Below are 12,513 nucleotides of genomic sequence, written 5' to 3' on the forward strand. Positions count from 1 at the left end.
AATGGCAGAAGTACATTTCGTCGGAGCAGGACCTGGAGATAAAGAATTAATCACCTTAAAAGGATATCAACTATTAAAAGATGCGGATGTCGTTATTTATGCTGGATCCCTCGTGAATCCGGAGTTGCTGGAATATTGTAAAGCTAACTGTGAAATCCATAATAGTGCGAGCATGAACCTAATTGAAATTATTGACTGCATGGAAGCCGGCGTAACAGCTGGGAAAGAAGTTGTTCGTTTGCAAACAGGCGACTTCTCTATTTATGGCTCGATTCGTGAACAAGTCGAAGAAATGAAAAAACGTTCGATTCCGTTTACTTGTACACCAGGCGTAAGTTCATTTCTTGGTGCCGCTAGTAGTTTTGGTGTGGAATATACCGTTCCAGAAGTTAGCCAAAGTGTGATTATTACGCGAATGGCTGGCAGAACGCCGGTACCGTCGCGCGAATCCCTTAGGTCATATGCCGCGCACCAAACATCGATGGTTATTTTCTTATCCGTTCAAGGTATTCGAAAAGTCGTTTCAGAATTAATTAAAGGTGGCTATAAACCAGAAACTCCGGCGGCCGTTATTTATAAAGCGACTTGGGCGGAAGAAAAGAAAGTAACGGGAACTTTAGAAGATATCGCGGAAAAAGTGACAGAAGCAGGGATTACGAAAACGGCGCTTATTATGGTCGGCGATTTCCTTGGAGAAGAATTTTACTATTCCAAGCTTTACGACAAGGATTTCAAACATGAGTACAGATAAAATCGCGATAATTGCTGTCACTGAACGTGGTCGTGATTTAGCAATAAACTTAACAGAAACAGTATCCGCCACAATTTTTGTACCAGAAAAACATCAAAATGAAAAGACGCACGCTTTATTGCCTAATTTTGGCACAGCGATGCGGGAAATTTTCACTGACTATCAAGCTTTAATTTGTATAATGGCGACTGGAATTGTCGTTCGAACGCTGGCTTCGGTGATAGAAGATAAACTTTCAGACCCGGCAGTAATCGTCATGGATGAACATGGCCAATTTATCATCAGTATGCTTTCTGGACATGTTGGAGGAGCTAATCAGTTAACAGAAGAAATCGCTACAATAACTGGCGGTGTGGCAGTTATTACAACCGCTACTGACCGCGCAAATGTGGCTGCGATTGATAACATCGCCAAACAACTAGATGGTTATTTGCCTGATTTTAAAGCAACAACGAAACGTATCAATGGGTTGCTTGCAGCGGGAAAAAAAGTCAGTTTGCGCGTAGATGAACCATTTGAAGTTGATACGCGAGGTTTTACTAACAAAGAACTGAGTCCTCAAATTTTCATTTCAACTAAACGTCATTTACCAACGACAAAACTAGAACGAATCCAGCTAGTACCAAGGCAATTTATCCTCGGAGTCGGCTGTCGAAAAGGCATTTCAGTGGGAACAATCGATGCCGCTTTTACACATTTTTGTGAACAAGAAAACATACATCCGCGAGCATTTCGGGCGATTCATAGCATTACTTTGAAAGCGGAAGAACCAGCAATCCAACATTTAGCGGAAAAATGGGGCATCGAGTTCATCGTCCATTCTGCTGAAGAATTACAAACCGTCGCTGGGAAATACCCAACTTCTGCATTCGTTCAAAAAACCGTACAAGTAGGAAATGTCGCCTTATCATCAGCAGATATTGGCAGTAATGGAAACGTTATTACAAGCCGATTTGCCGAAAACGGTGTGACATTTGCAGCAGGAAAACTAACTAAAAATAGTGAGGTGGCAAAATGATTTATGTAATCGGAATTGGCCCAGGAGATAAACGATTAATGACAGGTGAAGCACTGCAAGCAATAGAAGACGCAGAAGTAATCGTTGGTTATGTAACGTATATCAAACTGATTAAAGAGCTAATTAAAGATAAAGAAGTAGTAAAAACAGGGATGCGACGTGAAATCGATCGTTGCCAAGAAGCCGTAAATATCGCATTAACCGGCAAAAAAGTGGCTGTCGTTTCCAGTGGTGATGCTGGGATTTACGGAATGGCTGGCTTAGTTTTAGAACTAGCCGAAAAAAGCAATCCGAACCTAGAAGTCAAAGTAATCCCGGGAATTACCGCGAGTATTGGAGCTGCTGCAGTTCTCGGCGCGCCAATCATGCACGATTTTTGCCATATTAGTTTAAGTGATTTAATGACACCGTGGGAAGTAATCGAAAAACGTTTGACCCATGCTGCAATGGCTGATTTTGTTGTTTGTTTTTACAATCCAAGAAGTAAAGGTCGCGCCAATCATTTAGCGAACGCTTTTCAAAAAATGATGGAACATAAATCAGGAGATACGGTCGTTGGTATCGTTAAAGATGTCGGCCGCAAAGAAGAACGCAAGATTATTACGACGATGCGTGATATCGATTATGAATTAGTAGATATGACAACAATGGTCATTGTAGGCAACAAAGAAACCTACGTGAAAAATGGTAAAATGATCACACCACGAGGCTATTCCCTATGATTTTCGTACTCGGTGGGACTTCGGATAGCTTAATCATTAGTGATTGGCTAACGGAAACAAAGCAAGCCTTCATCCTCTCTGTCGCAACAGATTACGGAGAAATTTTAGCTAATCAGCACGCCGAAAATGTATTTTGCGGCAGATTATCGAAAGAAGCAATGCTTGAAAAGTGGCACGCTGAAAAGGTTCATCTTGTCATTGATGCGACCCATCCATTCGCAACAATCGTTTCTGAAACAGCAATGGATGCGTGCAAAGAAGCAGCTATTCTTTATATTCGATTCGAACGTACAAGCGAACAAACGGACAATACTTATTTAGTCAATGATATTAACGAAGCATGCACAGTCGCGGCAAAATTAGGACAACGTATTTTCCTAACAACCGGCAGCAAGAATTTACCGGAATTTGTGGAAGGATTAAAACAGCAACATATTATCGCCCGAATTTTACCCGTATCTGGCGTGATTCGTTCAGCAGAAGAACTCGGACTCGTTGCCGACCAAATCATTGGTATGAAGGGACCGTTTACGACAGAAGCCAATCGAACACAACTAGAAATGACCGGGGCAGATGTTTTAATCACCAAAGAAAGTGGCAAACAAGGCGGCTTCCAAGAAAAACTCACAGCAGCAGCAGAACTAAATATTCCCGTCATTGTGATTCGCCGCAAAAAATTAAATTATCCAATCGAAATAAATCATTTAAAAGAACTACCAGAAATTTTAACTCAATTGGAGGTCTACTAATGGGAAAAGTCATGTTAATTGGAGCAGGCCCAGGAGATGCACAACTGCTCACAGTGAAAGGACTAGCTGCACTGCAAAAGGCGGATGTTATCGTCTATGACCGCCTTGTGGAACCAGCAATGCTCCAAGAACGAAAAGCTAGCTGTAAACTAATTTATGTTGGAAAAGAACCATTACACCATCCGATTCCTCAAGAAGAAATCGAGCAAATTCTTGTAAGAGAAGCAGCAACGAATGAGTTAGTTGTTCGATTGAAAGCAGGCGACCCGTATGTGTTTGGACGCGGTGGGGAAGAAGGAGAAACCCTATATAAAGCGGGAATTCCGTTCGAAGTTATCCCGGGAATCACCTCAGCTATCGGCGGACTTGCTTACGCCGGAATTCCGGTAACACATCGTGATTTTGCTTCAAGTTTTCATGTGATTACCGGGCACTTGAAAAAAGGGCGCGATCCACTCGATTGGGAGGCACTTGCTAGACTAGAAGGCACACTCGTTTTCCTCATGGGAATGACTAATTTGCCTAATATCTGTGCCAATTTACTAGCAAATGGTTGTAAAGCAGAAACCGGTGTTGCGATTGTACAATGGGCTTCTCGCGGCAAACAATTAACCGTTACGGGAAACTTACAAACTATTGAGCAAAAAGTAGCAGAATCCGGTATTTCCTCACCAGCGCTTATCGTTGTTGGTGATGTTGTGAGCTTACGACCACAACTAAACTTTTTTGAAGAAATGCCACTTTTCCATACGAAAGTTTTACTCCCAAGAGCACGTGCCGGAAAAAGTATGCTCGCGGAACAAATTCGTGATTTAGGCGGAGAAGTAACCATGTATCCGAATATTCAAGTATTGGATAAGGCACCAACGAAAACGAAAGAAGAGCTGTGCAAAGTAAACGAATTACTCTTCACCTCCAAAGAAGCCGTAGAACGATTTTTTGATTATTTAGCAACACTTGATTTAGATATACGTTCGTTAAAAAACACCCATCTAACAGCTATCGGCAAACAAACAAAAGAAGCATTTAGCGAAAAAGGAATTATTCCAGATAGTTTTATTAAGAGAAGGAGCACGGAATTAATTTTAGAGCATCTAGCGCGATTCCAAAATAATACTAGCAACTTAATTATCGGAAGTGTCGTTGATACAGCGGAGGTTAGCGCGATTTTATCCGAAGTAGAAGCACTCGAAATGATGCCGCTATACGATATGCGCCCAGTGACCGAACGACCATTTGACCTTGCAAGCTTTGAGCAAGTATGTTTCTCTAGTTCGCGCTCTGTCCAAAATCTACTCGATGTATTAACAACCGAAGAAAAAGCAATTTTACAAACGAAAACGATTCTTTCGATTGGGAGATTCACAAGCGCAACTTTACAATCATTCGGTATTACCAATTTTATAGAAGCAGAAACAGCCACACCTGAAAGCTTAATCGAACTAATAAAAAAAACAAAAGTAGAAGGAGTAGCGCTATGAAAAAAGCAATTTTAGTCGTTAGTTTTGGTACTAGTTATCCCGAAACAAGAGAAAAAAACATTGAAGCATGCGAAAAACGCGTAGCTCAAGAATTCCCAGATTACACAGTATTTCGCGCATTTACCTCTAATAAAATTATTAAAAAACTAAAAACACGCGACAATATGCATATCAACACACCAAGCCAAGCCCTAAACCAACTAAAAGACTTAGGCTACAAAGAAGTCATCATTCAGTCGCTACATATTATTAGCGGCGGTGAATTTGAAAAAATCACTGCCCAAGTGGAAAAATTCAAGCCCGACTTTGACTCCATTATCGTCAGCCAACCGCTACTTGATTCTAAGGAAGATTACGAAAAAGCCATCGAAGCGATTCGTCATCAAATGCCTCCATTGAAAGAACAAGAAGCGCTAATCCTTATGGGCCACGGTTCGAAACATCATGCTTTCAGCGCTTATGCTTGTCTTGATCATATGCTTTTAAATGAACCAATCTATCTTTGTGCCGTAGAAAGCTATCCCGGTTTGGACCAAGTAATTGAACGATTGCAACAAGCGAAAATCAAGAAAGCGCATTTAATGCCATTTATGCTCGTAGCAGGGGATCATGCGACGAATGATATGGCTTCTGATGACGATGATTCTTGGAAAAGCACGCTAGAACAAGCTGGTATCCAAACCGAATGTCACTTGCAAGGTCTAGGCGAGAACGAACTTATCCAAGCCCAATTTATCGACCATATCCACACGGCAATAGAAAGGGTGAACGCACGTGGCTAAGTTTTACGGCATTGGCACAGGACCGGGCGATAGCAAACTAGTCACAATGGAAGCCGCAGAACGACTTGGAAAGTTAGCGATTCTCTACACCCCCCAACCGAAAAAAAGCGGCGAAAGCTTAGCAAAAAAAATCGTCAGTCCGTATTTAAAAGACACACTAATCATCAAAGAACGCCATTTTCCAATGAGTTACAATAAAGAGGAAAAAATGCTGGCGTGGAAGGCGATTGCAGAAGAAGTCAAAACGGATGTGCAAAATGGACATGACGTTGGCTTCATCACACTAGGCGATCCAATGGTTTACAGCACATATAGCTATTTACTAGAACTGTTAAAAGGCGAAATTGAAACAGTTACGCTAGCGGGAATTTCTTCCTTTTCGAATATCGCTTCCAAAATTGAATTACCACTTGTAATGGATGAGGAAAGTTTTGCCGTCATCCCCGTAACAGCAGGCGCTGAAAAAATCGAACAGGCGCTGACATTATTTGATACCGTTGTTTTCATGAAAGCAGCAAGCAATTTGCCTCTTCTTACGACATTACTAAAAAAACTAAATTTGCTTGATGCAGCAGTTGTAGTAAGCGATGTTGCCATGTCGACAGAAAAAATCACTTACGGCATGCAAGACATAAATCCAGAAGATAAAATGTCATATTTTACCACGATTATCGTGAAAAAAAGAAGGGAGCAATATAAATGAAAAAATTATGGAAGTTTCTACCATTTGTTTTAATTGGCGTTATTTATTTTACTTTAACAAATCCAGAATCGGCACACGCAATGCATATTATGGAGGGGTTTTTACCAGTTAAATGGGCCATTTTTTGGCTAATTGTTTTTATCCCGTTCCTTGTACTCGGTTTAATGCGCATTCGTAAATTAATTGCCCTAGATAAAAATAATAAATTACTATTAGCATTATGCGCGGCCTTTATCTTCGTTCTTTCGGCACTAAAAATCCCATCGGTTACAGGATCTTGTTCTCATCCGACTGGTGTTGGTCTGGCAACCGTTATGTTCGGTCCACTCGTTGTCAGCGTGCTAGGCGTGATTGTCTTACTTTTCCAAGCGTTACTACTTGCACACGGCGGGATTACAACACTTGGCGCGAACGCAATGTCAATGGCTGTAATTGGTCCAATGGTCGGTTTCGTCGTCTACAAACTAGCTCGTAAATTAAACTGCAATAAAAGTGTTTCGATTTTCTTATGCGCGATGACAGCTGACTTGGCAACCTACCTCACCACCAGTGTCCAACTTGGAGTCGTTTTCCCAGACCCAGCATCCGGCATGATGGCTTCCATCCTAAAATTCATGGCGATTTTCTGTGTAACACAAGTTCCAATCGCGATTGCAGAAGGCTTACTAACTGTGGTAATGTACAATCTTATTAGCAAAAATTTACCAGAAAAGGTGGCACAATTACGATGAAAAAACTAAATATCAATGTGATTTTAATTTTGTTAGTTGTTTTGTTAATGGTGAGTCCGTTTTTCTTCAATAAAACAGGTGAATACGGCGGTTCGGACGGAGAAGCAGAAGCAGAAATTACTAAAATCGACCCAAGCTATGAACCCTGGTTTGAACCACTATATGAACCAAAAAGTGGCGAAATTGAGAGTTTGCTATTCACACTGCAAGGTTGTATCGGAACAGGAATTATCGCATATGTCATTGGTGTGAGTCGTGGCAAGCGGAAAGCCGAAGCCGATGTTAACCATTGATAAATACGCCTACCAAAACCGGTGGATTGCTTTTTCACCATCAGCAAAAGCGTTATTTTATGTAGCAATTTTAATACTTGCGTTAACCGGCCCCGTACTTGCTCAAGCGATACTTTTTGTATGCATGGTGCCACTAACGCTCTATGTCGTAAAAATTCATTTTAAACAATATTTGAAATGGCTCCTTTTACCATTTTCATTTCTACTTTTTAGTTTATTATCGATTCTTATTTCGATTTCCAAAGATCCAAGTAGTTTTCTCGCTTCGATTTCGATGGGTAGCTTTTATTTAGGGATTTCTGATGTAACACTAACGACGGCGACCCAAGTTTTTTTCCGAAGTATCGCTTGTTTAGCCGCAACCTACTTTTTCGTCTTAACCGTTCCCGTGGTACAATTAACGAAAGTAATGAAGCAAATTTTTATCCCTAAAGTGCTAATTGAACTAACGATTCTAATTTACCGCTTCATCTTTATTTTCTTAGAAGAAGCGGCGGCGATTCGAAAAGCACAAAGCCTTCGTTTCGGGTATCACGGCCTGAAAAATAGCTATCGGTCATTCGGTATGCTCGTCAATACCTTATTCAATCGTGTAATGAAAAGATATAATGAAATGGTTGTAACACTTGATGTGAAGCTATATCAAGGAGAATTTCATATCTAGGAGGAAGCCAATTTGCTTAAAACAGAACATATTTCATTCCAATACGAAGATGGCAAACAAGCCTTAACGGATATTTCAATTGATTTAGAAAAAGGCAATATAATCGGCCTTATTGGTGCGAATGGCTCCGGAAAATCGACCCTTTTTATGCAGCTACTAGGTATTAACAAGCCAACTTCTGGCAAAGTTTATTTTGACGGAAAACCACTTGCTTACAACAAAAAAGCCTTATTTGCTTTACGAAAAAAAGTGAGCATCGTTTTCCAAGATCCCGACCAGCAAATTTTTTATTCGAATGTTCGTGATGACGTGGCCTTTGCACTTCGAAATTTAGGCGTGAGCGAAAGTGAAGTAGAGGCCCGCGTGACAAGTGTATTAGAAATTGTTGGTGCGACGGAATTTCAACATAAACCAGTCCAATATTTAAGTTACGGTCAAAAAAAACGTGTCGCCATTGCCGGAGCTCTTGTTCTCGACACAGATTGGTTACTGCTAGATGAACCAACCGCTGGACTCGATCCCATCGGTAAAAAAATCATGATGGAAATTATCGAACGCTTGGCAAACCAAGGGAAAAAGATCCTTATTTCAAGTCATGATATCGATTTGATTTATGAAATATGCGATTATGTCTATATGCTAAAAGACGGAGCAGTTCTTACAGACGGGGAAACGAGCAGTGTTTTTTTAGAGAAAAGTAATATCGAACAAGCGGGTCTAGTGCAGCCTTGGCTTATCAAGTTACACCAACAAGCTGGCTATCCACTGTTCAAAAAAGAAGCCGATTTTTTCGCGCATACAGGGAAGGTGACTAAGTAATGGTACAGCAAATAATGATTCAAGGCACCGCGTCTGATGCAGGGAAAAGTGTGCTCGTTGCGGGTTTATGCCGTCTATTTAAAAATAAAGGCAAGCGGGTTGTGCCGTTTAAATCGCAAAATATGTCACTGAATTCTTTTATTACAGCGACAGGGGATGAAATGGGCCGCGCGCAAGTATTCCAAGCAGAAGCAGCCGGTGTTTTTCCAGATGTCCGGATGAATCCTGTGTTACTTAAACCGACCAATGACAGGCAGTCGCAAGTCATTTTTATGGGCTCGATTTTAGACAATATGGACGCCGTGACATACCACGATTTCAAACAAACACTTATTCCGAAAATCCAAGCAGTTTACCAGAGTTTGGCGGATGAAAATGATATTATTGTATTAGAAGGTGCCGGAAGCCCAGCCGAAATCAATTTAAACGACCGTGATATCGTAAATATGGGCATGGCAAAAATGGTCGATGCGCCCGTCGTATTAGTAGCTGATATCGACAAAGGTGGCGTATTTGCTTCTATTTATGGCACAATCATGCTTTTAAATGAAGAAGAACGCGCTCGGATTAAAGGTGTTATCATTAATAAATTCCGCGGCGATGTGGCACTTTTACAACCGGGGATTGATATGATTGAGGAACTGACACGTGTCCCAGTTATTGGTGTGATACCGTATGCCAATCTCCAACTAGAAGAAGAGGATAGCGTGTCCCTCAGTGGTAAAATTTATGTGGCAGATAGCTCGGCTTTGCTTGATATCGCAATTATCTGTTTACCTCGCATATCTAATTTCACAGATTTTCATATTCTAGAAATTCAACCCGACATAAGCGTGCGCTATATTCGAAACCTAGCTGATTTTGGAAATCCAGATTTAGTCATTATTCCCGGCAGTAAAAATACACTGGAAGATATGGCTTTTCTTGAAGAATCTGGGCTTAAAAATACTATTCAAAACTACGCTAAAAATGCCGGAAAAGTAATTGGGATTTGTGGTGGCTATCAAATGCTCGGTCAAAAAATGCTCGATCCGAATCAAGTGGAAAGCAAACAACTCGAAATTGCCGGCCTTGGTTTGCTAGACACCGAAACCATTTTTCTCGACCAAAAACGCACTACCCAAATTACTGGTGTGACACTTTCCGGTGAACCAGTGGAAGGCTACGAAATCCATATGGGGCAAACAACGCGCGGCGAGAATACCAACCCATTTTGCGAAATTAAAGCAGTGAACGGCAATCAAGAAATCCACCAAGATGGCGCCATTTCCGCAAATAACAATATCATCGGCACATACATCCATGGTATTTTTGATAACGATATTTTCCTAGGAAATCTATTCAATGAGCTGCTGAAAAACAAAAATAAGCCCGTTTACCCACATGAAATCATTAAACTAAAAGAACACAAAGAACAAGAATACGACAAATTAGCGGCCCTTTTAGAAGCAAATATCCAGATGGACCAGCTAGAAAAAATCATGAAAGGAGAAAAAATATGCGTATCTACACAAAAACCGGCGATAAAGGAATGACAAGAATTATTGGGGGTAGCAAAGTAAGCAAAGACAATATCCGCATCGATGCATATGGCACCCTTGATGAACTGAATTCGCTGATTGGCTACACAATTACCACCCTTGGAAACGAACCAGAAATCCAAGCCGAGCTCGAGCAAATTCAACAACAATTATTTGATGCAGGAGGGGACCTTGCAACCGAAGAAGGAAAGCGCGCGTACAAACTAACGAGCGAGCCTGTTGCTTGGTTAGAAGACAGAATTGATATTTACGCCGATGAACCACCAGAAATCGAAAAATTCATCTTACCGGGCGGAACGCAAGCTGCCTCGTTATTACATATGGCTAGAACCGTAACAAGAAGAGCCGAACGCGAAATCGTTGGCATGCTAAAAATCGCTTCCAGCAACGAAGAAGTATTAAAATATGTTAATCGTTTATCCGATTACTTTTTCGCTGTTGCCCGAGTCGTCAATTACCGCGCTGGCGAAACAGATATTTTTTACAAAAATTCGGAACTCGTTTTCCGCAATAAAAAGAAATAACAAAAAACCTCTCCAGACCTAAAACTGGAGAGGTTTTCTTTTTTAAAAGCGTTGAATTAAAAATACACCAACGAGCATTAATAGCACACCAATCATTCTGTAACGGTTAATCGGATGAGGAATAACCCCGAAAAAGCCAAAATGGTCAATAATTAGCGCAATAATCATTTGCCCACAAAGTGCTAAAACAACCGTCATTGCTGAGCCTAGTAATGGTAAAAGTAAAATGTTTGAAGTTACAAATAATACTCCAAGCGCACCGCCAGTGAAAACCCACCAAGGAATTCGGCCGACCCCTTTCAGCTGAAAAGTCAAACGACGCTCGATAATTAAACAAACTAGTGTAAGCAAAGTCGTCCCAACTAAAAAGGAAATAAATGATGCTACAAAAGGAGAACCGACAGTTAGCCTAAGTTGGCTATTAATCGACGTTTGAATCGGGGAAAGTAGTCCAGAAACAAGTCCCATTGCCATAAAAAGTAATAATGATTTGGATGATCTTTTTGTCATGTTTTCTCCTCCTTTTAAAAGCGTTGCATCAAGTAAATGCCGCCAAACATTAAAATAACGCCAAGTAAACGTTCGATATTAATTTCATGCATTGGCACTTGAAATAAACCAAAGTTATCAATTACAATAGCCATAATCATTTGTCCACAAACCGTAATCATCACAAGTAGGGCAGAACCAAGTCGTGGCAAAAGTAAAATATTAGCTGTTAAGAAAATCACGCCTAAAGTTCCACCTCCAACCCAGATATACCAAGGATTTGAGGCAAGCATTTCTGATGATATTGGCCATGATTTTTGTGTAAATAAGCAAACGATAAGTAAAACTGTCGTCCCAACCATAAAAGAAACCCACGAAGCTAAAAACGGTGATTTCGTATATGTACTAAGTCGTGTATTGATGGCCGTTTGAACTGGTAATACCATTCCAGCCAATAGACCTGATACAATAAATAATATAATCAAAAATTTCCCTCCCTTTTATCACAATGAGATAATTATAAAATAAAAGCAGGGCAAAAAGATAGTATTTAATTCAAAGTGAGGTTTTTTTATGAAAATTCGTATTATCGGATCAGTCGGAAGCGGCAAAACGACATTAGCTAAAAAACTTTCCGAATGGCAACAAATCGACTATTTTGAAACGGACCGCATCGTCTGGAAACGAGAAGCAACCGAAGTAAGACGAACCGATTCCGAAAAAGCAGCCGTATTAACCAATATCCTCCAACAAGAAAACTGGATTATCGAAGGCGTCCATCTTGAAGCGTGGGCGACCGAAAGCATTATTCAAGCAGACGCCATTATTTTCCTAGATTTATCTAAAAAACAAATCCGCTCCCAACTCATCAAACGCCAAATCAAACAATTACTACGACTAGAAACCGCACATTATCCCATCCGTTTAAAAATGCTAAAGAAAATGTTTTACTGGGATGAGTTATTTGAAAAACGAACCAAACCATTAATTACCGAACAAATCGCGAAAAATCCCGAAAAATGGCTAATTATCAAAGAATCACCTAAAATCGAAGCTATCCAAAAAAGCATATTGCAAATTAAATCGACAACAAATAAATCTGTCTGATTGAATTCACTATTATATATAGAAGAAAAACGGTTTTTTAACTGTACAAAAAGCTATTTTCAGAAAACTACACCAATTTTATATGACTAAATGATGGCAAATGTTACAAATTGAAGAAACCTACATATCATTTGAGCGA

General features: G+C 40.4%; 16 protein-coding genes. 14 read left to right on the top strand and 2 right to left on the bottom strand.

What is annotated here, in order from left to right; genetic code table 11:
- The first annotated feature begins 1 nt into the window (after nucleotide 1).
- The 13 genes from HCB49_RS04470 to HCB49_RS04530 all read left to right on the top strand — a co-directional run bounded on the left by HCB49_RS04470 (nucleotide 2) and on the right by HCB49_RS04530 (nucleotide 10,778).
- Nucleotides 2–751 carry a cobalt-precorrin-4 methyltransferase gene (locus HCB49_RS04470; RefSeq protein ID WP_185604222.1) on the top strand — a complete coding sequence of 250 codons (750 nt, stop codon included), beginning with the start codon at nucleotides 2–4 and terminating at the stop codon, nucleotides 749–751.
- Nucleotides 738–1,769: a cobalt-precorrin 5A hydrolase gene (cbiG, locus tag HCB49_RS04475; protein ID WP_185604223.1), complete on the top strand. Its 1,032-nt coding sequence runs from the start codon at nucleotides 738–740 to the stop codon at nucleotides 1,767–1,769. Before HCB49_RS04470 ends, cbiG begins: the two co-directional genes overlap by 14 nt.
- On the top strand, nucleotides 1,766–2,491 hold the full coding sequence (cobJ, locus tag HCB49_RS04480; protein ID WP_185604224.1) for a precorrin-3B C(17)-methyltransferase: 726 nt from the start codon (nucleotides 1,766–1,768) through the stop codon (nucleotides 2,489–2,491). The genes cbiG and cobJ overlap by 4 nt, the downstream gene beginning before the upstream one ends.
- Nucleotides 2,488–3,240: a precorrin-6A reductase gene (cobK, locus tag HCB49_RS04485; protein WP_185604225.1), complete on the top strand. Its 753-nt coding sequence runs from the start codon at nucleotides 2,488–2,490 to the stop codon at nucleotides 3,238–3,240. The genes cobJ and cobK overlap by 4 nt, the downstream gene beginning before the upstream one ends.
- Nucleotides 3,240–4,721: a uroporphyrinogen-III C-methyltransferase gene (cobA, locus tag HCB49_RS04490; protein WP_185604226.1), complete on the top strand. Its 1,482-nt coding sequence runs from the start codon at nucleotides 3,240–3,242 to the stop codon at nucleotides 4,719–4,721. The genes cobK and cobA overlap by 1 nt, the downstream gene beginning before the upstream one ends.
- Entirely contained in the window at nucleotides 4,718–5,503 is a 786-nt protein-coding gene (locus HCB49_RS04495; protein ID WP_185604227.1) for a sirohydrochlorin cobaltochelatase, read from the top strand. The genes cobA and HCB49_RS04495 overlap by 4 nt, the downstream gene beginning before the upstream one ends.
- Nucleotides 5,496–6,206 (top strand): cobalt-factor II C(20)-methyltransferase, encoded by a 711-nt coding sequence (locus HCB49_RS04500; protein ID WP_185604228.1) that lies wholly within the window; start codon nucleotides 5,496–5,498, stop codon nucleotides 6,204–6,206. Before HCB49_RS04495 ends, HCB49_RS04500 begins: the two co-directional genes overlap by 8 nt.
- An 80-nt stretch (nucleotides 6,207–6,286) precedes the next feature.
- On the top strand, nucleotides 6,287–6,937 hold the full coding sequence (locus HCB49_RS04505; RefSeq protein WP_185557038.1) for an energy-coupling factor ABC transporter permease: 651 nt from the start codon (nucleotides 6,287–6,289) through the stop codon (nucleotides 6,935–6,937).
- Nucleotides 6,934–7,230, top strand: a complete 297-nt coding sequence (locus HCB49_RS04510) for an energy-coupling factor ABC transporter substrate-binding protein (RefSeq protein WP_185398729.1) — start codon at nucleotides 6,934–6,936, stop codon at nucleotides 7,228–7,230. Before HCB49_RS04505 ends, HCB49_RS04510 begins: the two co-directional genes overlap by 4 nt.
- The gene (locus HCB49_RS04515) at nucleotides 7,217–7,894 is read left to right on the top strand and encodes an energy-coupling factor ABC transporter transmembrane protein (RefSeq protein WP_185604509.1); all 678 of its coding nucleotides are present in this window, start codon (nucleotides 7,217–7,219) and stop codon (nucleotides 7,892–7,894) included. Before HCB49_RS04510 ends, HCB49_RS04515 begins: the two co-directional genes overlap by 14 nt.
- 12 nt (nucleotides 7,895–7,906) lie before the next feature.
- A complete protein-coding gene (locus HCB49_RS04520) occupies nucleotides 7,907–8,713 on the top strand; it encodes an energy-coupling factor ABC transporter ATP-binding protein, CbiO family (protein WP_185604229.1) in 807 nt (268 codons plus the stop codon).
- Nucleotides 8,713–10,248: a cobyric acid synthase gene (locus tag HCB49_RS04525; protein WP_185604230.1), complete on the top strand. Its 1,536-nt coding sequence runs from the start codon at nucleotides 8,713–8,715 to the stop codon at nucleotides 10,246–10,248. The genes HCB49_RS04520 and HCB49_RS04525 overlap by 1 nt, the downstream gene beginning before the upstream one ends.
- The gene (locus tag HCB49_RS04530; protein WP_185391184.1) at nucleotides 10,212–10,778 is read left to right on the top strand and encodes a cob(I)yrinic acid a,c-diamide adenosyltransferase; all 567 of its coding nucleotides are present in this window, start codon (nucleotides 10,212–10,214) and stop codon (nucleotides 10,776–10,778) included. The genes HCB49_RS04525 and HCB49_RS04530 overlap by 37 nt, the downstream gene beginning before the upstream one ends.
- Nucleotides 10,779–10,820: 42 nt before the next feature.
- Here the strand turns inward: HCB49_RS04530 and HCB49_RS04535 are convergent, their stop codons facing one another.
- Both HCB49_RS04535 and HCB49_RS04540 read right to left on the bottom strand, forming a co-directional pair.
- Complete coding sequence (locus HCB49_RS04535) at nucleotides 10,821–11,288, bottom strand: DMT family transporter (RefSeq protein ID WP_185604231.1); 468 nt, start codon at nucleotides 11,286–11,288, stop codon at nucleotides 10,821–10,823.
- 14 nt (nucleotides 11,289–11,302) lie between these two features.
- On the bottom strand, nucleotides 11,303–11,752 hold the full coding sequence (locus HCB49_RS04540) for a DMT family transporter (RefSeq protein WP_185604232.1): 450 nt from the start codon (nucleotides 11,750–11,752) through the stop codon (nucleotides 11,303–11,305).
- An 88-nt stretch (nucleotides 11,753–11,840) separates the two neighbouring features.
- Here HCB49_RS04540 and HCB49_RS04545 point away from each other — a divergent pair, with 88 nt between their 5' ends.
- Nucleotides 11,841–12,374, top strand: a complete 534-nt coding sequence (locus HCB49_RS04545; RefSeq protein ID WP_185604233.1) for an AAA family ATPase — start codon at nucleotides 11,841–11,843, stop codon at nucleotides 12,372–12,374.
- Nucleotides 12,375–12,513 lie beyond the last annotated feature (139 nt).

The sequence above is a fragment of the Listeria cossartiae subsp. cayugensis genome (assembly GCF_014229095.1).
Classification (GTDB): domain Bacteria; phylum Bacillota; class Bacilli; order Lactobacillales; family Listeriaceae; genus Listeria; species Listeria cayugensis.